Source organism: Streptomyces sp. NPDC055815 (assembly GCF_053616475.1).
The window spans coordinates 1-24,580 of sequence record NZ_JBSHDU010000057.1; the positions used below are offsets into that span (position 1 = coordinate 1).

Below are 24,580 nucleotides of genomic sequence, written 5' to 3' on the forward strand. Positions count from 1 at the left end.
CGCCCGCCCCGGCCCCCGCGTTCGGCGCCCCGCAGGCCCCGGTTCCGCCCGCGCCGCCGGTCCACACGGCGCCCACGATGGTCGCGCCCATGGCCCCGACGGCCCCCGTGCCGCCGCCGGCCCCGGCCCCCGCCCCCTACGGGCAGCCGCCGCAGCAGCCCCAGTACGGCCAGGTCCCGGGTCAGCCGCCCGGCCAGTACCCCGGGCAGATCCCGGGCCAGGCACCCGGCCAGTACCCCGGTCAGGGCCAGCCGCCGCAGGCCCCCTACGGCCAGCCCGCCCCGTACGGGCAGCAGCCGCCGGCGTACGGGCAGCAGCCCGGTGTCCCGCAGGGCGCCCCGGCGACCGGCGCGGGACTCGCCGCCGCGCTCGCGCCGTACAAGGAGACCGCCACCGGCACCCGGTGGACCCCGCAGAACCAGCAGCTCATGCGGGTCGACCTCGCGATGGGCGGCGTTCCCGTCCTGGCCCGGCAGGGCTCCATGGTCATGTACCAGGGCAAGGTCGACTTCGGCTACAAGGGCGCGGGCTTCGCCGGCCGCATCGTCGGCAACGCCACCGGCCAGGAGATGCAGCTGATGAAGTGCACCGGCCGCGGCCAGGTCTTCCTCGCCGAACAGGGCGCCCATCTGCACCCGATCGAGCTCCAGGGCGACGGCATCTGCGTCTCCGCCGAGAACGTCCTCGCTTTCGACGAGTCCCTGCAGTACGAGGTCCGCCGCATCGAGGGCCACGGCATCCCCGGCGGCGCGCTGTTCACCATGCAGTTCCAGGGCACCGGCACCGTCGTCGTGAAGACCCACGGCGTCCCCGTCGTCCTGCCCGTCACGCCGACGACCTTCGCCGACTGCAACGCCGTCGTCGCCTGGTCGTCCGCGTCCCAGGTCATCCTCTCCAGCCAGGTCAGGCTGCGCCGCAACGCCTACCCGGGCCACAGCGGGGAGACCGTGAACCTCCAGTTCCGGGGAGCCCCCGGCAACTTCATCGTCGTCCAGCCCTACGAGGTCTGAGGGAGCCCGTCATGAACCAGCAACTCGCGGGCTACGCCCCGACCCCCGTCGCGGCCCGCATGGAGAACCACGGCCGCACCATGCTCAAGGTCGCCATGGCCTCCGGCCAGGACCTGTACGCCCGGACCGGCTCGATGGTCGCCTACGAGGGCTTCATCAGCTACGAGCCCAACCCGCCCGCCGTCCGCCAGGTCGCCCAGCAGTGGGCCACCGGCGAGGGCGCGCCCATCATGAAGTGCACCGGCGACGGGCTGCTCTACCTCGCCGACTACGGCGCCGACGTCGTCGTCATCAACCTCCAGAACGACTCGATCTCGGTCAACGGCACCAACGTGCTCGCCTTCGACGCCCACCTCCAGTGGGGCGTCGAGCGGGTCAAGGGACTCGCCAAGTTCGCCGGCCAGGGCCTGTTCAACGTGGAGATCGCCGGCACCGGCTGGGTCGCGCTCACCTCGCGCGGCACGCCGATCGTCGTGGACTGCGGCCGCGGCGAGGACGAGACGTACGTCGACCCCGACGCGCTCGTCGCCTGGTCGCCCGCGCTCAAGGTCAAGGGCAAGCGCAGCTTCAAGGCCTCCTCCCTCATCGGGCGGGGCAGCGGCGAGGCCTACCAGATGGCCTTCTCGGGCCAGGGCATCGTCGTCGTACAGCCGAGCGAGGACAGCACCGACCGCCTGCGGATCCGGGGCTGAGGGGGAGCGAGAACACACCATGCAGAGCCCGCTTTTCAACCACGCCGAACAGCAGAGCCAGGAGCGGTACGTCATCCAGAACCCGCAGCTCCTGCGGGTCAGCCTGACCGGGCACGACGACGTCCTCGCCCGCAAGGGCGCCATGGTCGCGTACCAGGGACTCGTCGACTTCGACGGCGAGTACCAGACCCCCAACCAGCGGCGGGCCCGCGCCCGCACCGGTGAGGGCCTGGACCTGATGCGCTGCTCCGGCCAGGGCACGGTCTACTTCGCCAACCTCGCCCAGTACGTCCACATCGTGGAGGTCGAGCAGGAGGGCCTGACCGTCGACAGCTCCTACGTCCTGGCGCTCGACTCGAGCCTCCACACCGAGGTCATCGCCGTCGACAGCCAGTACGGCATCTCCGGCTCCGGCAAGTACCAGCTCAACATCTCCGGCCGCGGCAAGGTCGCCCTGATGACCTCGGGGCAGCCGCTGATGATGCAGGTCACGCCCGAGAAGTACGTGAGCGTCGACGCCGACGCCATCGTCGCCTGGTCCACCGGCCTGCGCGTCCAGATGCAGGCGCAGACGACCAACTCCAGCGTCCGCCGCCGCCGTGGCAACACGGGCGAGGGCTGGGAGCTCAGCTTCCTCGGCCAGGGCTTCGCGCTCGTCCAGCCGAGCGAGGTCATGCCCCCGCAGAACGCCGCCATCGGGCAGGGCATCGCCGCCCAGTTCGGCGCCGGCCAGCACGGCTCCCACGCCCAGAACCAGAACAACGCCTGGAACTGAGTACGAGTAAGGGCCGGTCGCCAGGCGACCGGCCCTTACCGCTGTCCTCAGGCCAGCCGCGCCAGGGTGCCCTTCAGCAGCTCCACCACCGACGTGTCGGCGACATCCGCCACGTCCTCGTACGCGAACCAGCGCAGGTCCAGCGACTCCTCGCTGATCTCCGCCACCGCGTCCGCCGGGGCGAGCGCCGCGTACTGCACGTCCAGATGCCAGTGACACGGCGCCGGGATCGGATGCCGGTCGAGCCGCACCGGACCGCCCGGCAGCAGCGTCAGACCCGCGATGCCGGACTCCTCGGTCGCCTCGCGCAGCGCCGCGGCCTCCACCGTCGCGTCACCCTCCTCGCAGTGACCGCCCATCTGCAGCCACATGCCCAGCTTCTTGTGCAGGGTCAGCAGCACGCGCCCGCGTGACGGGTCGATCACCAGCGCGCTGGAGGTCAGATGCCCGGCCTCGCAGGGCTTGTACATGCCGTCGGGATGCCCGGCGAGATGGTCCAGATAGACATCGCGCAGCTCCGGCTGGTCCTCGTACCCCTTCAGGACGAGGACCGCGTCGTCGTACAGGCTCACTTCTCGCCGTCCCCGTCCTCGGGGTTCTCACCCTTGGCGGCCTCGCCGAGCATCTTGTCCAGCTCGGAGAAGTCCAGGTGCTCGCGGTGCACGAAGCCGTCGGGGTCGTCCAGATCGGTCGCCGTCGGCAGCATGTCCGGGTGCTCCCACAGACCGTCCCGGCCGTCGACCCCGCGCGCGTCGGTGAGCGAGGCCCACAGGCGCGCCGCGTCCCGCAGCCGCCGCGGACGCAGCTCGAGACCGATCAGCGTCGCGAAGGTCTGCTCCGCGGGACCGCCCGAGGCCCGGCGCCGGCGCAGCGTCTCGCGCAGCGCGTCCGCCGAGGTCAGCCGCGACTTGGCGGCCTCGTGGACCACCGCGTCCACCCAGCCCTCGACCAGCGCGAGCGCCGTCTCCAGACGGGCCAGGGCCGCCTTCTGCTCGGGGGTGTCCTGCGGCTGGAACATGCCCTGCTGGAGTGCCTCCTGCAGCTGCTCCGGATGCGTCGGGTCGAGCTGACCCACCGCCTCCTCCAGCTTCGAGGTGTCGACCTTGATCCCGCGCGCGTACCCCTCGACCGCGCCGAACAGGTGCGCCCGCAGCCACGGCACGTGCGCGAAGAGACGCTGGTGCGCGGCCTCGCGCAGGGCCAGGTAGAGCCGCACCTCGTCCGAGGGGACGCCCAGGTCCTTGCCGAAGGCCTCGATGTTCAGCGGCAGCAGCGCGGCACGCCCGGCCGGGCCCAGCGGCAGACCGACGTCCGTCGAGCCGACGACCTCACCGGCCAGCGCGCCCACGGCCTGCCCGATCTGCTGGCCGAACATGGCGCCGCCCATCGAGCGCATCATGCCGATCAGCGGGCCGGCCATGGCCTGCATCTCCTCCGGCAGGACGTCGCCCATCGCCGAGCCGACCCGCTCGGCGACCGGGTCCACGAGCTGCTGCCACGCCGGCAGCGTCGCCTCGACCCACTCCGCGCGGCTCCACGCCACGGCGGTGTTCGCGCCCGAGGGCAGCGAGGTGACCTGGTCGAGCCACAGGTCGGCCAGGCGCACGGCCTCCTCGACCGCGGACTTCTCGGCCGGGCCCACGCTGGCGTCCTTGACGCCGTCGGCGGTGCCCTGGGCCACCACCTGGCGGGCGATCTGCTTGGCCATGTCCCAGTTCACGGGACCGCCCTCGTAGCTCAGCATCTGCCCGAGCTGCTGGAAGGCCGCGCCCAGATCGCCGGGGTTCAGGGAGCCGAACATCGCGGCGAACGGATTGTCCGCGCCACCGGGACCGCCCATGCCGGGCAGCCCGCCGAAGCCGAACGGGTTCGCACCGAACGGGTTGCCGCCGGACCCCTGGCCACCTCCGGCGGGGTCCTTCTTCTTGCCCTCGTCGCCGTTCTCCGGCTCCTCCGGCGGAAGGCCGAATCCGAATGGGGTGTCACTCACAGGTTTCCTCGGCTCGTAGGGCCGCCGGCCTCCTGCCGACGGCGACTGCCCGACCAGGGCCTGTCCAGACAGGCCCCGCACACCACCAGCGTAGACATCCGGGCCGGAAATGGGCTCGGTGCTCCGCCGGGCCGTGCCCTGCGGCAGGATGGACGCCACCTGGTCCGTACGCGTCATGCGCGTGCGTACTGAAGACAACCGCTGGAGACGCCCGGTGAGTTCCCCAGATCCACAGGTTCGCGGAGCGCGAAACCCCTCAACCCGGTCCGCCGTGCGAGGCCCCGTCGTCGCGGTCACCGGTGCCGCCTCCGGCGTCGGTGACCTGCTGACCAGGCGCCTCGCCGCCTCCGAGGAGATCAAGCGGGTCGTCGCCATCGACGAGCGCCGGGGCGAGGTCGCCGAGGCGCAGTGGCACATCCTCGACGTGCGCGACCCGGCCATCGCCGAGAAGCTGCGCGGCGCGGACGTCGTCGTGCACCTCGCCGTCGACCTCGACCTGGAGACCGACCCCGCCGCCCGGACGGCCTACAACGTGCGCGGCACCCAGACCGTCCTGACCGCGGCCGCCGCGGCCGGGGTCCACCGGGTCGTGCTCTGCACCTCCGCGATGGTCTACGGCGCCCTGCCCGACAACGACATCCCGCTCTCCGAGGACGCCGAGCTCAGGGCGACCGCGGAGGCCACCGGCGTCGGCGACATGCTGGAGATCGAGCGCCTCGGCCGCCGCGCCCCCCGCGCGCACCCCGGCCTGCACGTCACCGTCGTCCGCCCCGCCGTCCTCGTGGGCGGTACGGACACGGCGCTGACCCGCTACTTCGAGTCACCCCGGCTGCTCGTCGTCGCCGGATCCCGGCCCACCTGGCAGTTCTGCCACGTCGAGGACCTGGTGAGCGCCCTGGAGTACGCGGCCCTGGAGAAGGTCGACGGCGAGTTCGCGGTCGGCTGCGAGGGCTGGCTGGAACAGGAGGAGGTCGAGGAGCTCTCCGGGATCCGGCGCATGGAGCTGCCCTCGGCGGTCGCCCTCGGCACGGCGGCCCGCCTCCACCGGATCGGGCTCACCCCGTCCCCGGCGGGCGACCTCGCCTACACGATGCACCCGTGGGTGGTGAGCGTCGGACGGCTGCACGACGCCGGCTGGCGCCCGAAGTGGACGAACGAGGAGGTCCTCGCGGCGCTCCTGGAGGAGGTCGAGGGCCGTCACACGGTCGCCGGCCGCCGCCTGGGCCGCAAGGACGCCACGGCGGCCGGTGCGGCCGGTGCGACGGTGGCGCTGCTCGGCACGGCGGCCCTGGTCCGGCAGATGCGGAAGCGGCGCGGCCTGTAGAAACCGTGGCTTGTAGGACCCTCCTACGGAGGGTCCGGTCCACAGGTCGAAAGGTCCCTTACCGGATGTCGGAGCCGTACGGCACCATGGGCGCATGGCGCAGAAGCACGACCACCCCGGCGAGCAGGCAGCGGACGACCCGATCAAGCTGCTCGCGATCCGTGACACCCCGCTCTCGGTCGACGAGGTCTTCCGGGCCGTCGGAGACGACGCCTCGGGCGGCACCACCCTCTTCGTCGGCACCGTCCGCAACCACGACGGCGGAGCGGACGTCGACGCGCTGGGCTACTCCTGCCATCCGACCGCCGAGGCGGAGCTGCGCCGCGTCGCCGAGAAGGTCGTCGCGAACTACCCGGTCCGCGCCCTGGCCGCCGTGCACCGCGTCGGCGACCTGCGCGTCGGTGACATCGCGGTGGTCGTCGCCGTGTCCTGCCCGCACCGCGGGGAGGCCTTCGAGGCCTGCCGCAAGCTCATCGACGACCTCAAGCACGAGGTCCCGATCTGGAAGCACCAGACGTTCTCGGACGGCACCGAGGAGTGGGTGGGGGCCTGCTAGGGCAGCAAGGCGGCGCGCCGACAGGGCGTAGTCGAACGCCCGATTTGCGTAACCGCCCCCCAGGCGCGAGCGTTGATCCCACAGATGACACAGTCTGCTGATCAACTCACTGGGGATGGGAGGTCGGGATGGCAGCGCTGGCCTGGTTGCTGATTCCGCTTTTCGCAGTCGTCGGCGCGGCGATATGGGGAAGCTGGGCTTCGAGGAACAAGACCATAGGTGACGTGGCGGAACTCGCCGGGTACGCGCGCTTCCGGGACGCCATGGAGCGGTCCCACGTCGCCACCGCCGATCCCGTTCGTCCCGAGCGCGAACCGGCCGCGACGGCCTCCGCCGTCAGTACTTCCACGTCCGGCTGACGCGGGCCGCCTCGTACGGACCGCCCCAGGGGTGCACCCACAGACGAGTCCCGTACTGTCGTTCCATGCCACGCCGCACCGCGACGATGCTCGCCTCCACCCTGGTCCTGATCTGTCTGCTCATCGCGGGCGTCCTGATCCCGGTGCCGTACGCGGAGATGAGCCCGGGTCCCACGGTCAACACCCTCGGCGAGGCCAGGGGAGAGCCGGTCCTCCGGATCTCGGGCCGCAAGACCTACCCGACCGACGGTCACCTCAACATGACGACGGTCCGCGTCACGAGCGCGGACTACAAGATGAACGCCGTCGAGGCCGTCTACGGATGGCTCGCCCACGACAACGTGGTGGTGCCGCACGACACCCTCTACCCGGACGGCAAGACCGAGGAGGAGTCGAGCCAGGAGAACGCCGAGGAGTTCAGCCAGTCCCAGGAGAGCGCCAAGGTGGCGGCCCTCGGGGAGCTGGGCATCCCGGTGGTCGCCCGGGTCGTCGTCGCCACCGTCGTCAAGGGCGCCCCGGCCGAGGGCAAGCTGCACGCCGGGGACGTCATCAGGGCCGTCGACGGCGTGCCGGTCAAGGAGCAGGGTGACGTCGCCAAGCAGGTGACGAAGCGCAAGCCCGGGCAGGACGTCGAGTTCACGATCGTCCCGGCCAAGGAGGCGGCGGCCGCCGAGAAGGCCCACAAGGAGCCCACCGTCACCCGGAAGGTCGTCATCAGGACGACCACGTCCGAGGAGGGCGACCGGGCCGTCGTCGGCATCCAGGCGGGCACCGACCACGTCTTCCCGTTCACGATCGACATCAACCTGGCCGACGTCGGCGGACCCAGCGCCGGTCTGATGTTCGCCCTCGGCATCGTCGACAAGCTCACCCCGGAGAGCCTCACCGACGGCCGGTTCGTCGCCGGCACCGGCACCATCGACGACAAGGGCCAGGTCGGCCCGATCGGCGGCATCGAGATGAAGCTGGTCGGCGCGCGCAACGCCGGCGCCGAGTACTTCCTCACCCCGGCCGACAACTGCGAGGCGGCCGCCGCCGACACGCCTGACGGGCTCACCCTGATCAAGGTCGACACCATCGACGACGCCACGAAGTCGCTGGAGAAGCTCCGCAAGGGCGACACGAAGTCCCTGCCGAGCTGCTCGAAGAGCTAGCCGCAGCCACGCAGAGGGGCGGCCCGGGGCCCTGGCCCGGGCCCCCGCGCCCGGGCCGGCGGCCCCGCCGCGCAGCAGGGTCGCCGCCACCCCCCCCGGGCCCGTCGTTTCTATTCGCCCCCCCCCCCCCGGCGGGGGGCCCCCGGCCCCACCCCCGCGCCCCCCCCTCTCGCGTACGCGCGCGCGCTCAGCTCTCGAAGGTCGCCGCCAGCGCCTCGGCGAGGCCCGGCACCAGGTCGGGGCCGGTCAGCACCTCGGTCGCGGAGTCCTTCTCGCGCAGCCGGATCGCCGCCTCGCGGGCGCCGTCCCGCAGCACGGCCACGGTCATCCGGACCTCCTGGCGGTCCGGGTGCCCGGCGACCCACTTGGCGAGCTGCTTCTCGCTCAGGCCCTGCGGGACCTGGGCCTCGGCCGACGGGGGCAGCATGAGCCGCTCCACGGTCAGGGCGCAGCCGGCGACGGCGTCCGGCCACGCGATCGTGCCGAGGAACTCGTCGAGGGCCTTGCCGCGCGGCAGCTTGTCCTGCTCGATCGGGGTGTAGGCGGTGGCGTCGTCGCCCAGGCCGAGCTGGGAGGCGAGCTTGGGCTCCTGGGCGCGCAGCCGTGCGGTGTCGACCAGGGCGAACAGACGGGCGGGCTGGTCCCAGCCGAGGCCCGAGGCGTACTCGTCGATCTCGAGCACGGCACGGGTGAGGGGGCTCGCGGCCATCGCCGGGCCGGAGGGGGAAAGGTTGGACATGACCAATATCCTGCCTCCTCTTCCCCTGAAGACGGGAACTAGGTAAAGCCTCAGTAAGTTGCATCAGTGGGCTCTACGATCGCGGGGCCTGCTTTCAGACGCATCAACATCGAGGGGCGCACGTTGGCTTTCCAGATGCCGGACCGTGGCCAAGGCCCGTCCGGGCCGAGGGTGAGAGTCGGCCGGCCGTCCCGGCGGGCCCGCACCCTGCTCATGACACTCGGGGTGCTGGCCGTCCTCGCCATGGCGTTCGTGATGTTCGCCGGGTTCTGGACGGACTGGCTCTGGTACCGCTCGGTCGAGTACTCGTCCGTGTTCACCACCACGCTGTGGACCAAGATCGGTCTCTTCCTGGTCTTCGGCCTGCTGATGGGGCTCGCCGTCGGCTTCAACATCTGGCTGGCGTACCGGCTGCGGCCGCCGCTCAGCGCGATGTCGATGGAGCAGCAGAGCCTCGACCGGTACCGGATGGGTCTGGCCCCGTTCAAGAAGTGGGTGCTCCTCGCGGTCACCGCGCTGGTGGCCCTGATCGCCGGCGCCTCCGCGTCGGGCCAGTGGCGCACCTGGCTCATGTGGGTCAACGGGGTGAAGTTCGGCCAGAAGGACCCGCAGTTCGACCTCGACGTGTCGTTCTACGCCTTCGACCTGCCCTGGTACCGCTTCCTCCTCGCGTTCGGCTTCGCCGCCGCCGTCCTGTCGCTGATCGCCGCCGCGCTCACGCACTACCTGTACGGCGGGCTCAGGATCACCAGCCCGGGCGCGCGTGCCACCGCCGCGGCCACCGGGCACCTCTCGGTGCTGCTCGGCCTCTTCGTCGCGCTGAAGGCCGTCGCGTACTGGCTCGACCGGTACGGCCTCGCGGTGAAGTCCAGTGACTTCAAGGCGACCGGCAACTGGACGGGCCTGCGGTACGTGGACGCCAACGCGTACCTGCCGGCGAAGACGATCCTGTTCTGCATCGCCGTCATCTGCGCGCTGCTGTTCTTCGCGACGCTCTGGCGCCGCACCTGGCAGCTGCCGGTGATCGGCTTCGGTCTGATGGTGCTCTCCGCGATCCTGATCGGCGGTCTGTACCCGGCGATCGTGCAGAAGTTCCAGGTCCAGCCGAACGAGCAGGCCAAGGAAGCGCCGTACATCCAGAAGAACATCGACGCGACCCGCAAGGCGTACGCGATCGACGGGACGAAGGCCGAGAACTACTCGGGCAAGTCGACGGTCAAGGCCAAGGACAAGCTGCGGACGGACGCCGACACGGCGGCCAGCTACCGCCTGCTCGACCCGAACATCGTGTCGCCGACGTTCCAGCAGCTGGAGCAGAAGCGGAAGTACTACCAGTTCCCGACGACCCTGGACGTGGACCGCTACCAGGGCAAGGACACCGTCGTCGGTCTGCGCGAGCTGAACATCAAGGGCATCCCGAAGCGGAACTGGATCAACGACCACTTCACGTACACCCACGGCTACGGCGCGATCCTCGCCTCGGGCACGCAGACCGACGCCAACGGCTCCCCGGTCTTCACCGAGGCCGGACTCCCGACGACCGGCTCCCTCGGCACGTACCAGCAGCGGATCTACTACGGCGAGAAGACCGACCAGTACTCGATCGTGGGCGGCCCGCAGAAGGAGCTGGACTACGAGGAGAACGGCGAGAAGACCACCAGCTACAAGGAGAAGAGCGGCGTCAGCCTCTCCAACACCTTCAACCGCGCCGCGTACGCGGTGGCCTTCAGCGAGCCGCAGATCCTCTACTCGGGAGCCATCGGCGACGGCTCCCGGATCCTGTACAACCGCACGCCCAAGGAGCGCGTCGAGGCCGTCGCGCCCTGGCTGACCATCGACGGCGACGCCTACCCGGCGGTCGTCGACGGCCGGATCCAGTGGATCGTCGACGCCTACACGACGACCAACGGCTACCCGTACGCCTCGCGCACCACGCTCGGCGACACCACGGCCGACTCGCTGACCGTCGGCAACCAGCAGCGCACGGTCGTCGCCCAGCAGAACCAGGTCAACTACATCCGCAACTCGGTCAAGGCCACCGTCGACGCCTACGACGGCACGGTGAAGCTCTACGAGTGGGACACCCAGGACCCGGTCCTCAAGACCTGGATGAAGGCCTTCCCGGACACGGTGAAGCCGAAGTCCGAGATCAAGGGCGACCTGCTCGCGCACCTGCGCTACCCGCAGGACATGTTCAAGGTCCAGCGCGAGCTGCTGACCCGCTATCACGTCACCGACCCCGCGCAGTTCTACAGCGGCTCGGACGCCTGGCAGGTGCCGGACGACCCGACCAACAAGGACGGCAACGCGGTCCCGCCGTACTACCTGAGCATGAAGATGCCCGGGGACGCGGCGCAGCGCTTCTCACTGACGACGACGTTCACGCCGAACGGGCGGCCCAACCTCGGTGCCTTCATGGCGGTCGACGCCGACGCCACCAGCAAGGAGTACGGCCGGCTGAGACTGCTCCGGGTCACCGAGGACGTCCCGGGCCCGGCCCAGGTGCAGAGCAAGCTCAACGGTCTGCCGTCCGTGGCCACGTTCGTCCGGGACATGAAGGGCGCCGACTCGGACATCCAGTACGGCAACCTGCTGACCGTGCCGCTCGACGGCGGGTTCCTGTACGTGGAGCCGGTGTACGCCCAGGGGCGCAACGCGCTCTACCCGCTCCTGAAGAAGGTCGCGGTGTCGTACGTGGACGCGGACCAGCCGAACGGTGACACGACCAAGGACACGACGGTGTTCGAGGACAACCTCACCGAGGCGCTCAACGCGGTCTTCGGGGTGGAGGCGCCCACCACGCCGCCGACGACCCCGCCGGGAACCACGCAGCCGCCCGGCACGACCCAGCCGCCGGCTTCGAACGACGCCGCTCTGAAGGCGGCCATCGCCGACGCCCAGAAGGCGTACGACGCGGGCCAGGCCGCTCTGCAGAAGGGCGACTGGACCGCGTACGGCAAGGCCCAGGAGGACCTCCAGTCGGCGCTCCAGCGGGCCGCGGACGCCGGGGCGAAGCTCAAGAGTCCCGGGGCAGGCGGCTGACCTGAGCTTTTCCGGTTCTCCACCTCCGCGTCGTGATACTGTGGTTTCACCGACGCGGGGTGGAGCAGCTCGGTAGCTCGCTGGGCTCATAACCCAGAGGTCGCAGGTTCAAATCCTGTCCCCGCTACTCAGGACAAGGGCCCGGATCCATAAGGATCCGGGCCCTTGTCGTGTGTCGACGTGCCCGGGGGTGCCGAAGAGCGGTAGGGAAGGGGCGAGTTGGCGTGAGTCGTGTTTGACTTGTCTCTCTGTGGGCATGTCGACAAAACGCTGAGTGACCTCACTGGCTGCGGTATACCAGGTGTGCTCGGGTTGCGGGTGGTGCGACGATGGTATTTATGGGGGACAGGGCAACTCTGTTGGAGACAGGGCGGTTTGTGCAGCGGCACGCCAGAAACGCCGCAGACGAGATCATCGAGGCAGTAGGGGCCGTCGATGCGGCCGTCGACACCACCGCCGAGACCGACGCCGAGAACGAGACCGAGACCGAGGCCCGGCACCGACGGGCCGCCGAGCGGGGCGACGTCGCCTCGATGAGCGCCCTCGGCGCGCTGCTGCTGCGCCGCGGCGACCTCGACGGCGCCGAGCCGTACCTGCGCGGAGCCACCGCCGAGGGGGACCGGGCCGCCGCCAACAACCTGGGCGTCCTGCTGCACCAGCGCGGGTACGCCGACGAGGCCGCCGGCTGGTGGCGGGTCGCCGCCGTCGCCGGCTCCGCGCCCGCCGCCCACGCCCTCGGCCGCCACCACCGCGAGCGCGGCGACGAGCCCGCCGCCGAGTACTGGCTGCGCCAGGCCGCCGAGCAGGGCCACGCCCTCGGCGCGTACGCCCTCGCCGACCTCCTGGAGCACCGCAGCGACGTCGGCGCCGAGCGTTGGCTGCGCGCCGCCGCCGAACAGGGCCACCGCGAGGCCGCCTACCGCCTCGCCGTGGCCCTGGAGCGCCGCGCCACCGAGACCACCCGCGGACCGCACGAGACCGGCACCCGCCTCCGGGTCCCCGGCACCAGGGCGATCGTGCCCTCCGGGGCGCCCGCGACCGGCACCGCCGTGCCCGGGCAGCCCTCCGGCGAGGGCGCGGGTGAGACCGCCGAGGCCGAGCAGTGGTTCCGGCAGGCCGCCGCGCGCGGCCACCGGCGGGCCGCGCTCCACCTGGGCGCCATCCTGGAGCAGCGGGGCGAGCTCAAGGAGGCCGGCCGCTGGTACCTCAGCTCCGCCAAGGAGGGCGAGGCGAAGGCCGCCTGCGCGCTCGGCTTCCTGCTCCGCGACGCCGGCGACGAGGAGAGCGCCGCCGTGTGGTGGCTGCGGGCCGCCCAGGACGGCGACGGCAACGCCGCCAACGCGCTGGGCGCCCTGCATGCCGCCCGCGGCGAGCAGCAGACCGCCGAGCGCTGGTACCGGGCCGCCATGGACGCCGGCGACGTCAACGGCGCCTACAACCTCGGGCTGCTCTGCGCCGCCCAGGACCGCATCCCGCAGGCCGAGCAGTGGTACCGGCGCGCCGCCTACGCGGGCCACCGCGAGGCCGCCAACGCGCTCGCCGTGCTGCTCCTCCAGGCCGGTGACGCCAACGGCGCCGAGCCCTGGTTCTCCAAGGCCGCCGAGGCCGGCAGCGTGGACGCCGCCTTCAACCTGGGCATCCTGCACGCCGGCCGCGACGACGACCGCACGGCCCTCGTCTGGTACGAGCGGGCCGCGGCCGCCGGGCACACCGAGGCCGCCCTCCAGGTCGGCATCGCCGCCCTGCGCGACGGCGACGAGCAGACCGCCGAGCGGCACCTGCGCTGCGCGGCCGGCGGCGGCAGCGCCGAGGCAGCCTTCCGGCTCGCCTCGGTGCTCGACGCGCGTCGCCCCGAGCCCGGCCCGGCCGTGCTCGGCGCGCCCCGCGAGGAGAAGTCCGAGTGCGAGGCGTGGTACGAGCGGGCCGCCCAGCAGGGCCACCGCCGTGCCCAGGTGCGGGTCGGGATGCTCGCCGCCGGGCGTGGCGACCTGGCCGAGGCCGATCGCTGGTACCGGGAGGCCGCCGAGGCGGGCAGCCGCAACGGCGCCTTCAACCTCGGGCTGCTCCTCGCCCGCGAGGGCAGCGAGCGGGAGGCCGCCCTCTGGTGGACCCGGGCGGCCCGGGCCGGCCACGGGCGCGCCGCGCTCCGGCTCGCGCTGCTCGCGGCGCGCCGGGGCGAGCTCACCGAGGGGCGTCACTGGTGCGACCGCGCGGTCGAGCTGGGTCCGGCGGAGGTCGCCGAGCGGGCGGCCCGGCTGAGCGAGGCGCTGCACCAGGAGCTCACCGCATAGCGCGGGTACGGCGGGTTAACGGATTTGCGCTGGTGACGGGGGACCCGTAAGGTTGGGTTCACCGACGCGGGGTGGAGCAGCTCGGTAGCTCGCTGGGCTCATAACCCAGAGGTCGCAGGTTCAAATCCTGTCCCCGCTACTCAGTAGCAACGAAGGCCCGGATCCAGTCACTGGATCCGGGCCTTCGTCGTATGCACATAAGTCGCACGAAAGAAGCCCCCGCCGGAGCGGGGGCTTCTCGATCGGATCGTCAGGCCGTGGTGGCGCAGCTCGGGCAGATGCCCCGGTACGTGACCTCGACGTTCGAGATGGTGAAGCCGAAGCGCTCGGTGTCCGGGAGGTCCGCGAGGGGGTCGCCGGCCGGGTGCACGTCGCGGATCGCGCCGCAGCGGCCGCAGACCAGGTGCTGGTGGGGCCGGTGGGCGTTGGGGTCGTACCGCTTGGCGCGGCCGTCGGTCGCGACCTCCATGACCTCGCCGAGGGTGACCATCTCGCCCAGCGTGTTGTACACGGTCGCGCGCGAGATCTCCGGCAGCCGCGTCACCGCGCGCGCGTGCACCTCGTCGGCGGTCAGGTGTACGTGGTCCCCGTCGAGGACCTCGGCCACGACACGCCGCTGCGCGGTCATCCGCCAGCCGCGTCCGCGCAGTCGTTCCAACAGGTCACTCATGAGGGCCAGCCTAACAGCCGGGGGAACGGGGTCCCGAACGGGTGTGACTTTGGACGTTCACTTGACTTAGACATTGTCCATTGTAGGATCGAAACCGGCACTGGCCAAGATCCCATGCGAGGTCTCGGCCGAGGGACAGGACACGCAGGACTTCACGCAGGAGGCGCACGTGACGCAGGGACCGCTCACCACGGAGGCCGGGGCTCCGGTCGCCGACAACCAGAACAGCGAGACCGCGGGCATCGGCGGTCCGGTCCTCGTCCAGGACCAGCTCCTGCTGGAGAAGCTCGCCCACTTCAACCGTGAGCGAATCCCGGAGCGCGTGGTCCACGCGCGCGGTGCGGGCGCCTACGGCACCTTCACGGTGACCCGTGACGTCACGCGGTGGACGCGCGCGAAGTTCCTCTCCGAGGTCGGCAAGGAGACCGAGACCTTCCTGCGCTTCTCCACCGTCGCGGGCAACCTCGGCGCGGCGGACGCGGTGCGCGACCCCCGCGGCTGGGCGCTGAAGTTCTACACCGAAGAGGGCAACTACGACCTCGTCGGCAACAACACCCCGGTGTTCTTCATCAAGGACGCCATCAAGTTCCCCGACTTCATCCACACCCAGAAGCGCGACCCGTACACGGGCTCGCAGGAGGCGGACAACGTCTGGGACTTCTGGGGGCTCTCCCCGGAGTCGACCCACCAGGTCACCTGGCTCTTCGGCGACCGCGGCATCCCCGCCTCGTACCGCCACATGAACGGCTACGGCTCGCACACGTTCCAGTGGAACAACGAGGCCGGCGAGGTCTTCTGGGTCAAGTACCACTTCAAGACCGACCAGGGCATCAAGAACCTCACCCAGGACGAGGCCAACCGCCTCGCCGGCGAGGACCCGGACTCGCACCAGCGCGACCTGCGCGAGGCCATCGAGCGAGGCGACTTCCCCAGCTGGACCGTGCAGGTCCAGATCATGCCCGCGGCCGACGCGGCGAACTACCGCTTCAACCCCTTCGACCTCACCAAGGTGTGGCCGCACGAGGACTACCCGCCGATCGAGATCGGCAAGCTGGAGCTCAACCGCAACCCGGAGAACATCTTCGCCGAGGTCGAGCAGTCGATCTTCAGCCCCGCGCACTTCGTGCCGGGCATCGGCCCCTCCCCGGACAAGATGCTCCAGGGCCGCCTCTTCGCGTACGGCGACGCCCACCGCTACCGCGTCGGCATCAACGCCGACCACCTGCCGGTGAACCGCCCGCACGCCACCGAGGCGCGCACCCACGCGCGTGACGGCTTCCTCTACGACGGCCGCCACAAGGGCGCCAAGAACTACGAGCCGAACAGCTTCGGCGGCCCGCACCAGACGGACCGTCCGCTCTGGGCCGGCTCCGCGGTCACCGGCGTCACCGGCGACCACGCCGCCCCCTCGCACGCCGAGGACGACGACTTCGTGCAGGCGGGCAACCTCTACCGCCTGATGTCCGAGGGCGAGAAGGGCCGCCTCGTCGGGAACCTGGCGGGCTTCATCGCCAAGGTCTCGCGCGACGACATCGCCGAGCGGGCCATCGACAACTTCCGCAAGGCGGACGGTGACTTCGGCAAGCGGCTGGAGGCCGCGGTCCAGGCCCTTCGTGGCTGAGGGCGCTTGCCGTGGGTAGAGGGCGGGCCGGACTTCCGTACGGAGTCCGGCCCGCTCTCGCGTGCTCAGCGGGCGACGCTGTGCACCGGGATCCAGCAGCGGATGATGTCGCGGACGGAGACGATGCCGACGGGGCCCCGGTCGTCGAGGACGACGAGGTGGCGGAAGCCGCCGTGCGTCATGGCCTCGGCCGCCTCCGCCAGGGTCCAGCCGGGTGCGGCGAAGACGACGTCACGGGTGGTGTGGGAGCCGGCGGTCTCCCGGTCGGGGTCCTGGTCGCGGGCGAGGGAGTTGAGGATGTCGCGCTCGGTGATGATGCCGAGGCCGCCGGCATCGGTGTCGAGGACGATGGCGGCGCCGACGCGGCGCGCCGCCATCAGCCGGGCTGCCTGTCGGAGGGTGTGGGCGGGGCCGATGGTGAGGACCACGGTGCTCATGGCGTCACGGACGAGCATGGACGGAGCCACCTCCTTGGTGAATCCTTCAACGAGAAACCCGGCGCCGGAGGCGCCTGATGTCGCTGCACAAGTTCACAAGCGGGGGGACTCTCAGAGTTGCACCGGGGGAGTCGGTCGACAAGGGGGCGCGCGAGGCGCCCCCCGGTAGCGCCGGGGCGCTCAGCCCTGCGCGCTCTCCTGGTTGAGGTAGCTCAGCAGCTCGCCGTGGAGCAGACCGTTCGACGCCGCCGCGTTCCCGCTGTGCGGGCCGTGCCGACCGTCCAGGCCCGTGTACGTGCCGCCGGCCTCCTGGACCACGATCGCGACCGCGGCCATGTCCCACAGCGACAGCTCCGGCTCCGCGCAGATGTCCACGGAACCCTCCGCGACCATCATGTACGGCCAGAAGTCGCCGTACGCCCGGGTCCGCCAGCACGCGCGCGTGAGGTCGAGGAAACCGTCCAGGCGGCCCCGCTCCTCCCAGCCGCTCAGCGAGGAGTACGCGAACGAGGCGTCCGCCAGGCGGCCGACCTTCGACACGCCGATCCGGCTCGCCGAGGCCAGGCTGCGGCCCGTGTACGCGCCCAGGCCCTTCGCCGCCCACCAGCGCCGGCCGAGCGCCGGGGCGGACACCACGCCGACCACCGGCTGGAACCCGGTCTCCCCGGCCTCCATCAGCGCGATCAGGGTCGCCCAGACCGGCACCCCGCGCACGTAGTTCTTCGTGCCGTCGATCGGGTCGATCACCCAGCGGCGCGGGCCCGTGCCCTCCACGCCGTACTCCTCGCCGAGGATCGCGTCACGCGGCCTCGCGCGCTGGAGCTGTCCGCGGATCAGCTCCTCCGCCGCCTTGTCGGCCTCGCTCACCGGAGTCATGTCCGGCTTCGTCTCGACCTTGAGGTCGAGCGCCTGGAATCGGTCCATGGTGGCCGCGTCGGCGGCATCCGCGAGGACGTGGGCGAGACGCAGATCATCGTGGTAGTCGGCCATGGTCGGCACTCTATCCCCGAGGCAGGAGGCGGCGCGGAACCGTCCGCCGCGGCCCTTGACACGCCCCGTACGCGTGTCGACGCTGAGCGGAGAACCGTTCCCTCCCGGAGGTGAGGATGGCGAACGCCCGCGAGGCCCTGATCGACGCCGCGCTCGCCGAGCTCGCGCACCGCCCCTGGTCCGCCGTGCGGATGGCCGACCTGGCCGCCTCCGCCCGGGTCTCCCGGCAGACCCTCTACAACGAGTTCGGCTCCAAGGAGGGCCTGGCCCGCGCCCTCGTACGGAGGGAGGCCGACGCCTACCTCCAGGGCGTCCGGCAACTCCTCGCCGCCCCCGCCCCGCCCGAGCGGAACCTCGTCGCCCTCGCCGAGTGGATCGTCGCCCGCGCCGCCGTCCGCCCGATACTGCGGGCCCTGCTTACCGGCGCCTGGAACGAGCGCCTGCCCCAGCCCCGGCCGGTCCGCCCCGGCGCCCGGCCCGCCCCCGTACCCGCCCAGCGGCGCGCCGACGCCGGACCGCCCGCACCCGGCGAGCTCGTGGCGGAGGCCGCGGCCGCGGCAGGCGAGCAGTGGGCGGCCGGCTGCGAACTCGCCGTACGGATCGCCCTGAGCCACGTCGTCGCACCGGTCCTGCCGGTGCCCCCTCAGTGCGCCGATCCGGACAGCTGGAGTCCGATGACCCCCACGATCACCAGGGTGATGGAGACGATCTTGAGCGTGGAGACCAGGTCGCCGAGGAAGACCATCCCGTAGATCGCCGTCCCGGCCGCGCCGATCCCCGTCCACACCGCGTACGCCGGACCCACGTCGAGCTTCCGCAGCGCGAGGGTGAGGAGACCGAAGCTGCCGAGGGCGAAGGCCGCGAAGGCGATGGTCGGCCAGAGCCGGGTGAAACCGTGCGAGAGCTTCAGGCAGACCGCGAAGCCCGTCTCCAGGATCCCCGCGATCACCACCAGCAGCCACGCCATCGTCAGTGCCTCCCACGCCGTCGGTGACTGCTTCGTCTCACTTGGTGCGATTATGCACTTACCGGCAGCGAGCGGACGTAAACGCCGACGGCTCAGTCGCCCTCGCGTCGCTCCCGCGTCGCGAGCAGTCGCCGCAGCGAGAACAGCCGCGCCGGATCGGCGTGCCCCTCCGCCACGAACGCGTCGAGCGCGCAGTCCGGCTCGTCGTGACTGCAGGCCCGCGGGCAGTTCTCCGTGCCCGGTTCCAGGTCCGGGAAGGCGTGGATGACCCGGGACGGATCGACGTGGTGCAGACCGAAGGAACGCACGCCCGGAGTGTCGATGACCCAGCCCTCGGCCGCGTCCAGGGGCAGCGCGAGCGCCGAGGTCGTGGTGTGCCGGCCGCGGCCCGTCACCGCGTTCACATGACCGGTGATGCGCCGCTTCTCCTCCGGCACCAGGGCGTTGACCAGCGTCGTCTTCCCGACGCCGGAGTGCCCGACGAAGGCCGTGACCCGCCCGTCCAGGTACTCCCGCACCCGGTCGGCCGCCCCGCCGTCGTACAGCTCCTCGCGGTTCACCACCACGTGCGGGATGTCCAGGTCCCCGTACAGCTCCAGAAGCATCGAAGGCGGCGCCAGGTCCGACTTCGTCATCACCAGGAAGGGTTCGAGCCCGCCGTCGTACGCCGCCACCAGGCAGCGGTCGATCAGTCGGGGGCGCGGCTCCGGGTCGGCGAGCGCGGTGACGATCGCCAGCTGGTCGGCGTTGGCGACGACCACCCGCTCGTACGGGTCGTCGTCGTCGGCCGTGCGCCGCAGCACCGAGCTGCGCTCGCCGATCCGCACGATCCGGGCCAGCGTGTCCTTCTCGCCGGAGAGGTCGCCGACGAGGGAGACCCGGTCGCCGACGACGGCGGCCTTGCGGCCCAGCTCGCGCGCCTTCATCGCCGTCACCGTCCGGTCCTCGACCAGACAGGTCAGCCGGCCCCGGTCGACGGTCAGGACCATGCCCTCGACGGCGTCCTCGTGCTTCGGGCGGATGGTGGTGCGGGGCCGGGTGCCCTTGCGGTTGGGCCGCTGGCGGATGTCGTCCTCGTCGGTGTGCTTGCCGTAGCGCCGCATGGTTCAGACCCCGAGCATTTCGGTCCACATCGTCGGGAAGTCCGGCAAGGTCTTCGCCGTCGTCGCCACGTCCTCGATCTCGACGCCCTCGACGGCGAGGCCGATGATCGCGCCCGCCGTCGCCATGCGGTGGTCGTGGTACGTGTGGAAGACGCCGCCGTGCAGCGGGCGCGGGCGGATGTGGAGACCGTCCTCGGTCTCGGTCACGTCGCCGCCGAGCTCGTTGATCTCCTTGGTGAGCGCCGCGAGCCGGTCCGTCTCGTGCAGCCGCAGATGGGCGACCCCGCGCAGCGTGGAGGGGGAGTCGGCCAGGGCCGCGACCGCCGCGATGCCGGGGGTCAGCTCACCGACCTCGCCCAGGTCCACGTCGATGCCGTGGATCCGGCCCGTACCGGTGAAGGTGAGGCCCGCGTCGGTGAGCTCGCAGGAGCCACCCATCTCGGTGAAGATCCGGCGCAGCTCGTCGCCCGGCTGGGTGGTCCGCTCCGGCCAGTCGGGGATCGTCACCCGGCCGCCGGTCACCAGGGCCGCCGCCAGGAACGGCTGCGCGTTCGACAGATCGGGCTCGACGACGAGGTCCCGGCCGCGCAGCGCCGAGGGCGCCACCCGCCACACGTTCGGCTCGCCGCCGTGCTCCGGCTCGTCGACCCGGGCGCCGACCGCGCGCAGCATGTCGACCGTCATCCGGATGTGCGGGAGCGAGGGGAGCCGGCTGCCCACGTGCCGTACCTCGACGCCCTGGTTGAAGCGGGGCGCGGACAGCAGCAGGGCGCTGACGAACTGGGAGGACGAGGAGGCGTCGATCTCGACCGTGCCGCCGTCCAGGCCCCCGGCGCCGCGCACGGTCATCGGGAGCGCGCCCCGCTTGTCGTCCTCGATCCGGGCGCCCAGCGCGCGCAGCGCGTCGATCACCCCGTGCAGCGGGCGCTCGTGGGAGCGGGGGTCGCCGTCGAAGCGCACCGGGCCGTCGGCGAGCGCCGCGACCGGCGGCAGGAAGCGCATGACCGTGCCGGCGTTGCCGACGTCGACGGTCGCGGGCCCGCGCAGCGGGGACGGGATGATCCGCCAGGCCTCGCCGGACCCGTCGGGGCCCACCCCCTCCTCGATCTTCACGCCGAGGGTACGGAGCGCCTCGGCCATCAGGAGGGTGTCGCGGGAGCGCAGCGGGCGGCGCAGCCAGCCCGGCTCGGCCGCGAGCGCGGCGAGGACCAGGGCGCGGTTGGTGACCGACTTGGATCCGGGCACGGTGACGGTCGCATCGACGGCGCCGCTCGCATACGGGGCGGGCCAGAGGTCGGTCGGCGGGTCGGTGTGCGCGGAAGCTGCTGCGGTCATGGACTCACTGTACGGGGGAGTCAGAAGCCCAGGAGCCAGCGACCGCCGCCGATCAGGGCGGATATCGCGACCGTGTGGAAGAAGAGGAGCCACACTCCGGCGGGCACCTGGGTGAGCCGCGCGAGCTGGTCCGCGTCCGAGTCGGGGGCGCCGCCGTGGCGCCGCTTCCGCTGGAGCTCGAAGGCAGGCCGGACGCCGCCGAGCAGCAGGAACCAGACCACCGCGTACGCGAACACGGACTGGACCTCGGGCCCGGCCAGCCAGGAGACGAGCACGAAGGTGCCGCCCGTCAGGACGACGGTGAGCACCCCGTACGCGTTGCGGACCATCACCAGCAGCGCGAGCAGCAGCGCGGTCGCGATCCACAGCAGCAGGGTGACGTGGCCGGTGCCGAGCAGGGCGGCGCCGCCGAGCCCGAGCAGCGGGGCCGCCGGATAGCCGGCCGCGAGCGTGAGGACCACGCCGAGGCCGGTCGGGCGGCCCCGGGTCACGGTCAGCCCGCTGGTGTCCGAGTGCAGCCGGATCGCCTCCAGACGGCGGCGCATGGCGAGGGCGACGATTCCGTGGCCGCCCTCGTGGGCGATGGTGATCGCGTTCCGGGCCAGGAGCCAGAGCCTGCGGAACACGACCAGGCTCAGTGCGCAGGCGGCCGTGAACCAGACGGTCCACTCGGTCGGAGCGGGCTGGGTGCCGAGGATCTCGGTCATTTCGCGGACGGCTCCTCGGTCGGGTTCGGGAACGTGGCAGTGTGGCACGCATGTGCGGACGGTTTGCATCGAGTCGGCGGCCCGAGGACCTCGTCGAGGCCTTCGGGATCGAGAAATGGGAGCCCGAGGAGGCCCTCGCCCCCGACTGGAACGTGGCCCCGACCAAGGAGGTCTGGGCCGTTCTGGAGCGTCCTCTGAAAGACGCCGAATCCCGCCGGCCGGTTCGCCAGCTCCGCGCCCTGAAATGGGGGCTCGTCCCGTCCTGGGCGAAGTCGCCCGAGGGCGCCGCCCGGATGATCAACGCGCGCGCGGAGACCGTCGACGAGAAGCCCTCCTTCAAGCGCGCCTTCCAGTCCCGCCGGTGCATCCTGCCCGCCGACGGCTACTACGAGTGGGTGACCGGGGCCGCCGAGCGCGACCTGGAGGTCGAGGGGAAGAAGAAGCGGGCCCGCAAGCAGCCGTACTTCGTCACCCCGGCGGACGGCTCCGTCTTCGCCATGGCCGGGCTCTACGAGTTTTGGCGGGACGGCACCCTGCCGCCCGAGCACCCCGCCGCCTGGTGGGTGACCTGCTCGGTGGTCACCACCGAGGCCGAGACCGGCCCCCTCGGCGTCGCGCCCGCCGAGGGCCCGGCCTCGCTCGCCGAGATCCACCCCCGGATGCCGCTGATGCTGACCGAGGACCGCTGGGACGCCTGGCTCGACCCGGCGCGCACCGACCCCGAGGAGCTGCGCGGGCTGCTCGCCCCGCCGCCGGGCGGACTGATGCGGGCCTACCCGGTCGCCACCGCCGTCAGCAACGTCCGCAACAACGGCCCCGAACTCCTCGCGGAACTCGACGGACCCGACGTCGGCACGCTCTTCTGAGCTCTCCGGGGAGAGGCGCGGCAGGATGGGGACGTGACACAGTACGAGACCGTTTCCACCGACGCCGGTGAGGCACGCATCACCTGGCACGCGGGCACGAAGCCATGGGCCGTGCTCGCCCTCGGGCACGGCGCCGGCGGCGGCGTCGAGGCCCGCGACCTCCAGGCCCTCGCCGGCGCCCTGCCCGCCCGGGGCGTCACCGTCGCCCTCGTCGAGCAGCCCTGGCGGGTCGCCGGCAAGAAGGTCGCCCCCGCCCCGAAGACCCTCGACACCGGCTGGCGCGGCCTCTGGCCCGCCCTCGCCGAGCCCGGCCTCCCGGTGATCGCGGGCGGCCGCAGCGCCGGCGCCCGCGTCGCCTGCCGCACCGGCCGTGAACTCGGCGCGCTCGCCGTCCTCGCCCTGAGCTTCCCGCTCCACCCGCCGGGCAAGCCCGAGAAGTCCCGCGCCGAGGAGCTCCTCGGCACCGGCCTGCCCACCCTCGTCGTCCAGGGCGGCAACGACCCCTTCGGGCGCCCCGAGGAGTACCCGGAAGGCCCGTACGAGCTCGTGGAGATCCCGTACGGCGACCACGGCTTCGCCCTCCCCAAGCGCGCGCCGCTCGGCCAGGACGAGGCCCTCGGGCTCCTCGCCGACGGGGTCGCCGAGTGGATCTCCGCACTCCGCTGATCTCCCCGCCGCCACCGGGAATGTTGAGCGGGGGACCACTGTTGTGGAGAGCGTCGGTGTGAGAGCAAGGAAGAGGGAGTCCGTCGTATGGGTATGACCATCTGCCCGGAGCGTGCGCAGGCCGCTGACCTCGACTGGACAGTGCTGCCCGCGCCCAAGGCCGCCCCGATTCGGGCGGCGGGCGGAGCGGTTCCTCGTCTATCCTCCGAAACGAGCGGGTCCGCCCTCGGGCTCGCCGCCGCGCTGGAGGAGGTGGGTCCGGTCACTGGGACCGACACAGGGACCGACGACGGCCCCGAGGAGACGACCGAGGAGCGCAACGCGCGCTTCGAGCGGGACGCCCTCGGCTACCTCGACCAGATGTACTCCGCCGCGCTCCGCATGACGCGGAACCCCGCGGACGCGGAGGACCTGGTGCAGGAGACCTACGCCAAGGCGTACGGATCCTTCCACCAGTTCCGCGAGGGTACGAACCTCAAGGCTTGGCTGTACCGCATCCTCACGAACACCTTCATCAACTCGTACCGCAAGAAGCAGCGTGAGCCCCAGCGCAGCGCTGCCGAGGAGATCGAGGACTGGCAGCTCGCCCGCGCCGAGTCGCACATGTCGACCGGTCTGCGCTCCGCGGAGTCCCAGGCGCTCGACCACCTTCCCGACTCCGACGTGAAGGAAGCGCTCCAGGCGATTCCCGAGGAGTTCCGCATCGCCGTCTATCTCGCCGATGTCGAGGGCTTTGCGTACAAGGAGATCGCGGACATCATGGGGACACCCATCGGTACGGTGATGTCCCGACTGCACCGGGGCCGCCGCCAGCTGCGCGGCATGCTCGAGGACTACGCTCGCGACCGCGGGCTGGTACCCGCGGGCGCCGGAGAGTCGTCGAACGATCTGAAAGGCTCGGGCTCATGAGCTGCGGAGAGCCGCACGAGACGGATTGCTCAGAGGTCCTGGATCATCTCTACGAGTTCCTCGACCATGAGATGCCCGACAGTGACTGCACCAAGTTCGAGGTGCACTTCGAGGAGTGCTCCCCGTGCCTGGAGAAGTACGGCCTGGAGCAGGCGGTGAAGAAGCTCGTCAAGCGCTGCTGCGGCAGTGACGACGTCCCCACCGACCTGCGCGCCAAGGTCATGGGCCGGATCGACCTGATCCGCGCCGGACACCTGGTGCCCGAGCAGGACATCACGGTGAGCGGCCCGACGACACCGGCCCCGCAGGAGTAGCACCTCCCGCGACACCGGCCCCGCAGGAGCAGCACCCCTGCCCGCACGAGCCGTATCAGGGAA

The 24,580-nt window shown here is 71.8% G+C and carries 25 protein-coding genes and 2 tRNA genes; 17 read left to right on the forward strand and 10 right to left on the reverse strand.

The genetic code is table 11. From position 1 onward, the window contains the following. The 3 genes from ACWGN5_RS29490 to ACWGN5_RS29500 form a co-directional block, all read left to right on the forward strand. Nucleotides 1-1,010 (forward strand): AIM24 family protein (locus tag ACWGN5_RS29490; protein ID WP_453520689.1); only part of this gene is annotated, 1,010 nt, incomplete at its 5' end. Nucleotides 1,011-1,021: 11 nt separating this feature from the next. Then, nucleotides 1,022-1,702 (forward strand): AIM24 family protein, encoded by a 681-nt coding sequence (locus tag ACWGN5_RS29495; RefSeq protein WP_453520691.1) that lies wholly within the window; start codon nucleotides 1,022-1,024, stop codon nucleotides 1,700-1,702. Between the two features lie 19 nt (nucleotides 1,703-1,721). Beyond that, nucleotides 1,722-2,477 (forward strand): AIM24 family protein, encoded by a 756-nt coding sequence (locus tag ACWGN5_RS29500; protein WP_453520692.1) that lies wholly within the window; start codon nucleotides 1,722-1,724, stop codon nucleotides 2,475-2,477. A gap of 47 nt (nucleotides 2,478-2,524) precedes the next feature. Here ACWGN5_RS29500 and ACWGN5_RS29505 read toward each other — a convergent pair whose 3' ends face one another. Together ACWGN5_RS29505 and ACWGN5_RS29510 are read right to left on the reverse strand one after the other, a co-directional pair. Continuing rightward, nucleotides 2,525-3,049: an NUDIX hydrolase gene (locus ACWGN5_RS29505; protein ID WP_453520695.1), complete on the reverse strand. Its 525-nt coding sequence runs from the start codon at nucleotides 3,047-3,049 to the stop codon at nucleotides 2,525-2,527. Further along, nucleotides 3,046-4,467, reverse strand: a complete 1,422-nt coding sequence (locus ACWGN5_RS29510; protein ID WP_453520698.1) for a zinc-dependent metalloprotease — start codon at nucleotides 4,465-4,467, stop codon at nucleotides 3,046-3,048. The genes ACWGN5_RS29505 and ACWGN5_RS29510 overlap by 4 nt, the downstream gene beginning before the upstream one ends. A gap of 214 nt (nucleotides 4,468-4,681) precedes the next feature. Here ACWGN5_RS29510 and ACWGN5_RS29515 point away from each other — a divergent pair, with 214 nt between their 5' ends. The 4 genes from ACWGN5_RS29515 to ACWGN5_RS29530 all read left to right on the forward strand — a co-directional run bounded on the left by ACWGN5_RS29515 (nucleotide 4,682) and on the right by ACWGN5_RS29530 (nucleotide 7,860). Further along, nucleotides 4,682-5,791, forward strand: a complete 1,110-nt coding sequence (locus ACWGN5_RS29515) for an SDR family oxidoreductase (RefSeq protein ID WP_351193747.1) — start codon at nucleotides 4,682-4,684, stop codon at nucleotides 5,789-5,791. A gap of 94 nt (nucleotides 5,792-5,885) precedes the next feature. Next, nucleotides 5,886-6,347 (forward strand): molybdenum cofactor biosynthesis protein MoaE, encoded by a 462-nt coding sequence (locus tag ACWGN5_RS29520; protein ID WP_017239996.1) that lies wholly within the window; start codon nucleotides 5,886-5,888, stop codon nucleotides 6,345-6,347. Between the two features lie 224 nt (nucleotides 6,348-6,571). Next, nucleotides 6,572-6,706 (forward strand): hypothetical protein, encoded by a 135-nt coding sequence (locus tag ACWGN5_RS29525; protein ID WP_453520701.1) that lies wholly within the window; start codon nucleotides 6,572-6,574, stop codon nucleotides 6,704-6,706. 65 nt (nucleotides 6,707-6,771) lie between these two features. Next, a complete protein-coding gene (locus ACWGN5_RS29530) occupies nucleotides 6,772-7,860 on the forward strand; it encodes a YlbL family protein (RefSeq protein ID WP_453520702.1) in 1,089 nt (362 codons plus the stop codon). A 187-nt stretch (nucleotides 7,861-8,047) separates the two neighbouring features. On the opposite strand, the gene ACWGN5_RS29535 is transcribed toward ACWGN5_RS29530, so the two are convergent. After that, nucleotides 8,048-8,599 carry a PPA1309 family protein gene (locus ACWGN5_RS29535; RefSeq protein WP_453520704.1) on the reverse strand — a complete coding sequence of 184 codons (552 nt, stop codon included), beginning with the start codon at nucleotides 8,597-8,599 and terminating at the stop codon, nucleotides 8,048-8,050. Between the two features lie 135 nt (nucleotides 8,600-8,734). Between ACWGN5_RS29535 and ACWGN5_RS29540 the strand changes: the two genes are divergently transcribed. The 4 genes from ACWGN5_RS29540 to ACWGN5_RS29555 all read left to right on the forward strand — a co-directional run bounded on the left by ACWGN5_RS29540 (nucleotide 8,735) and on the right by ACWGN5_RS29555 (nucleotide 14,071). Continuing rightward, complete coding sequence (locus ACWGN5_RS29540; protein ID WP_453520706.1) at nucleotides 8,735-11,641, forward strand: UPF0182 family membrane protein; 2,907 nt, start codon at nucleotides 8,735-8,737, stop codon at nucleotides 11,639-11,641. A 53-nt stretch (nucleotides 11,642-11,694) separates the two neighbouring features. Further along, nucleotides 11,695-11,768 (forward strand) — tRNA-Met (locus tag ACWGN5_RS29545). A 202-nt stretch (nucleotides 11,769-11,970) separates the two neighbouring features. Then, complete coding sequence (locus tag ACWGN5_RS29550) at nucleotides 11,971-13,932, forward strand: sel1 repeat family protein (RefSeq protein ID WP_453520708.1); 1,962 nt, start codon at nucleotides 11,971-11,973, stop codon at nucleotides 13,930-13,932. A 65-nt stretch (nucleotides 13,933-13,997) separates the two neighbouring features. Further along, nucleotides 13,998-14,071 (forward strand) — tRNA-Met (locus ACWGN5_RS29555). 111 nt (nucleotides 14,072-14,182) lie between these two features. Here ACWGN5_RS29555 and ACWGN5_RS29560 read toward each other — a convergent pair. Continuing rightward, nucleotides 14,183-14,602 (reverse strand): Fur family transcriptional regulator, encoded by a 420-nt coding sequence (locus ACWGN5_RS29560; RefSeq protein ID WP_366040983.1) that lies wholly within the window; start codon nucleotides 14,600-14,602, stop codon nucleotides 14,183-14,185. A gap of 169 nt (nucleotides 14,603-14,771) precedes the next feature. Here ACWGN5_RS29560 and ACWGN5_RS29565 point away from each other — a divergent pair, with 169 nt between their 5' ends. Next, complete coding sequence (locus tag ACWGN5_RS29565; protein ID WP_453520712.1) at nucleotides 14,772-16,223, forward strand: catalase; 1,452 nt, start codon at nucleotides 14,772-14,774, stop codon at nucleotides 16,221-16,223. Nucleotides 16,224-16,288: 65 nt separating this feature from the next. Here the strand turns inward: ACWGN5_RS29565 and ACWGN5_RS29570 are convergent, their stop codons facing one another. Then, nucleotides 16,289-16,678, reverse strand: a complete 390-nt coding sequence (locus ACWGN5_RS29570) for a CBS domain-containing protein (protein ID WP_369146409.1) — start codon at nucleotides 16,676-16,678, stop codon at nucleotides 16,289-16,291. Nucleotides 16,679-16,840: 162 nt separating this feature from the next. Further along, the gene (gene hisN / locus ACWGN5_RS29575; RefSeq protein WP_453520714.1) at nucleotides 16,841-17,650 is read right to left on the reverse strand and encodes a histidinol-phosphatase; all 810 of its coding nucleotides are present in this window, start codon (nucleotides 17,648-17,650) and stop codon (nucleotides 16,841-16,843) included. A gap of 116 nt (nucleotides 17,651-17,766) precedes the next feature. Here hisN and ACWGN5_RS29580 point away from each other — a divergent pair, with 116 nt between their 5' ends. Then, nucleotides 17,767-18,402 (forward strand): TetR/AcrR family transcriptional regulator, encoded by a 636-nt coding sequence (locus tag ACWGN5_RS29580; protein WP_453520716.1) that lies wholly within the window; start codon nucleotides 17,767-17,769, stop codon nucleotides 18,400-18,402. On the opposite strand, the gene ACWGN5_RS29585 is transcribed toward ACWGN5_RS29580, so the two are convergent. The 4 genes from ACWGN5_RS29585 to ACWGN5_RS29600 form a co-directional block, all read right to left on the reverse strand. After that, nucleotides 18,294-18,617, reverse strand: a complete 324-nt coding sequence (locus tag ACWGN5_RS29585) for a DMT family transporter (RefSeq protein ID WP_351184086.1) — start codon at nucleotides 18,615-18,617, stop codon at nucleotides 18,294-18,296. The two genes, ACWGN5_RS29580 and ACWGN5_RS29585, sit on opposite strands and share 109 nt — an antisense overlap. 92 nt (nucleotides 18,618-18,709) lie before the next feature. Next, nucleotides 18,710-19,720 (reverse strand): ribosome small subunit-dependent GTPase A, encoded by a 1,011-nt coding sequence (gene rsgA, locus ACWGN5_RS29590; protein WP_453520718.1) that lies wholly within the window; start codon nucleotides 19,718-19,720, stop codon nucleotides 18,710-18,712. Nucleotides 19,721-19,723: 3 nt separating this feature from the next. Continuing rightward, nucleotides 19,724-21,055, reverse strand: a complete 1,332-nt coding sequence (gene aroA, locus ACWGN5_RS29595) for a 3-phosphoshikimate 1-carboxyvinyltransferase (RefSeq protein WP_453520719.1) — start codon at nucleotides 21,053-21,055, stop codon at nucleotides 19,724-19,726. Between the two features lie 20 nt (nucleotides 21,056-21,075). Beyond that, nucleotides 21,076-21,762: a M50 family metallopeptidase gene (locus ACWGN5_RS29600; RefSeq protein WP_453520721.1), complete on the reverse strand. Its 687-nt coding sequence runs from the start codon at nucleotides 21,760-21,762 to the stop codon at nucleotides 21,076-21,078. Between the two features lie 50 nt (nucleotides 21,763-21,812). On the opposite strand from ACWGN5_RS29600, the gene ACWGN5_RS29605 reads away from it, so the two are divergent. From ACWGN5_RS29605 to rsrA, 4 genes are all read left to right on the forward strand, one after another. Continuing rightward, nucleotides 21,813-22,628, forward strand: a complete 816-nt coding sequence (locus ACWGN5_RS29605; RefSeq protein ID WP_453520723.1) for an SOS response-associated peptidase — start codon at nucleotides 21,813-21,815, stop codon at nucleotides 22,626-22,628. 33 nt (nucleotides 22,629-22,661) lie between these two features. Then, nucleotides 22,662-23,294 carry an alpha/beta hydrolase family protein gene (locus ACWGN5_RS29610; RefSeq protein WP_453520724.1) on the forward strand — a complete coding sequence of 211 codons (633 nt, stop codon included), beginning with the start codon at nucleotides 22,662-22,664 and terminating at the stop codon, nucleotides 23,292-23,294. A 252-nt stretch (nucleotides 23,295-23,546) separates the two neighbouring features. Continuing rightward, nucleotides 23,547-24,203: a sigma-70 family RNA polymerase sigma factor gene (locus tag ACWGN5_RS29615; RefSeq protein ID WP_030207302.1), complete on the forward strand. Its 657-nt coding sequence runs from the start codon at nucleotides 23,547-23,549 to the stop codon at nucleotides 24,201-24,203. Then, on the forward strand, nucleotides 24,200-24,517 hold the full coding sequence (gene rsrA / locus ACWGN5_RS29620; RefSeq protein WP_369146417.1) for a mycothiol system anti-sigma-R factor: 318 nt from the start codon (nucleotides 24,200-24,202) through the stop codon (nucleotides 24,515-24,517). Before ACWGN5_RS29615 ends, rsrA begins: the two co-directional genes overlap by 4 nt. Nucleotides 24,518-24,580 lie beyond the last annotated feature (63 nt).

Excerpts from the sequence above, each read along its gene's own strand:
- ACWGN5_RS29495 (WP_453520691.1), top strand. The coding sequence starts at position 1,022 with ATGAACCAGCAACTCGCGGGCTACGCCCCGACCCCCGTCGCGGCCCGC.
- ACWGN5_RS29500 (WP_453520692.1), top strand. The coding sequence starts at position 1,722 with ATGCAGAGCCCGCTTTTCAACCACGCCGAACAGCAGAGCCAGGAGCGG.
- ACWGN5_RS29520 (WP_017239996.1), top strand. The coding sequence starts at position 5,886 with ATGGCGCAGAAGCACGACCACCCCGGCGAGCAGGCAGCGGACGACCCG.
- ACWGN5_RS29530 (WP_453520702.1), top strand. The coding sequence starts at position 6,772 with ATGCCACGCCGCACCGCGACGATGCTCGCCTCCACCCTGGTCCTGATC.
- ACWGN5_RS29535 (WP_453520704.1), bottom strand. The coding sequence starts at position 8,599 with ATGTCCAACCTTTCCCCCTCCGGCCCGGCGATGGCCGCGAGCCCCCTC.
- ACWGN5_RS29540 (WP_453520706.1), top strand. The coding sequence starts at position 8,735 with ATGCCGGACCGTGGCCAAGGCCCGTCCGGGCCGAGGGTGAGAGTCGGC.
- ACWGN5_RS29550 (WP_453520708.1), top strand. The coding sequence starts at position 11,971 with ATGGTATTTATGGGGGACAGGGCAACTCTGTTGGAGACAGGGCGGTTT.
- ACWGN5_RS29560 (WP_366040983.1), bottom strand. The coding sequence starts at position 14,602 with ATGAGTGACCTGTTGGAACGACTGCGCGGACGCGGCTGGCGGATGACC.
- ACWGN5_RS29570 (WP_369146409.1), bottom strand. The coding sequence starts at position 16,678 with ATGCTCGTCCGTGACGCCATGAGCACCGTGGTCCTCACCATCGGCCCC.
- hisN (WP_453520714.1), bottom strand. The coding sequence starts at position 17,650 with ATGGCCGACTACCACGATGATCTGCGTCTCGCCCACGTCCTCGCGGAT.
- ACWGN5_RS29580 (WP_453520716.1), top strand. The coding sequence starts at position 17,767 with ATGGCGAACGCCCGCGAGGCCCTGATCGACGCCGCGCTCGCCGAGCTC.
- ACWGN5_RS29585 (WP_351184086.1), bottom strand. The coding sequence starts at position 18,617 with ATGGCGTGGCTGCTGGTGGTGATCGCGGGGATCCTGGAGACGGGCTTC.
- rsgA (WP_453520718.1), bottom strand. The coding sequence starts at position 19,720 with ATGCGGCGCTACGGCAAGCACACCGACGAGGACGACATCCGCCAGCGG.
- aroA (WP_453520719.1), bottom strand. The coding sequence starts at position 21,055 with ATGACCGCAGCAGCTTCCGCGCACACCGACCCGCCGACCGACCTCTGG.
- ACWGN5_RS29600 (WP_453520721.1), bottom strand. The coding sequence starts at position 21,762 with ATGACCGAGATCCTCGGCACCCAGCCCGCTCCGACCGAGTGGACCGTC.
- ACWGN5_RS29605 (WP_453520723.1), top strand. The coding sequence starts at position 21,813 with ATGTGCGGACGGTTTGCATCGAGTCGGCGGCCCGAGGACCTCGTCGAG.
- rsrA (WP_369146417.1), top strand. The coding sequence starts at position 24,200 with ATGAGCTGCGGAGAGCCGCACGAGACGGATTGCTCAGAGGTCCTGGAT.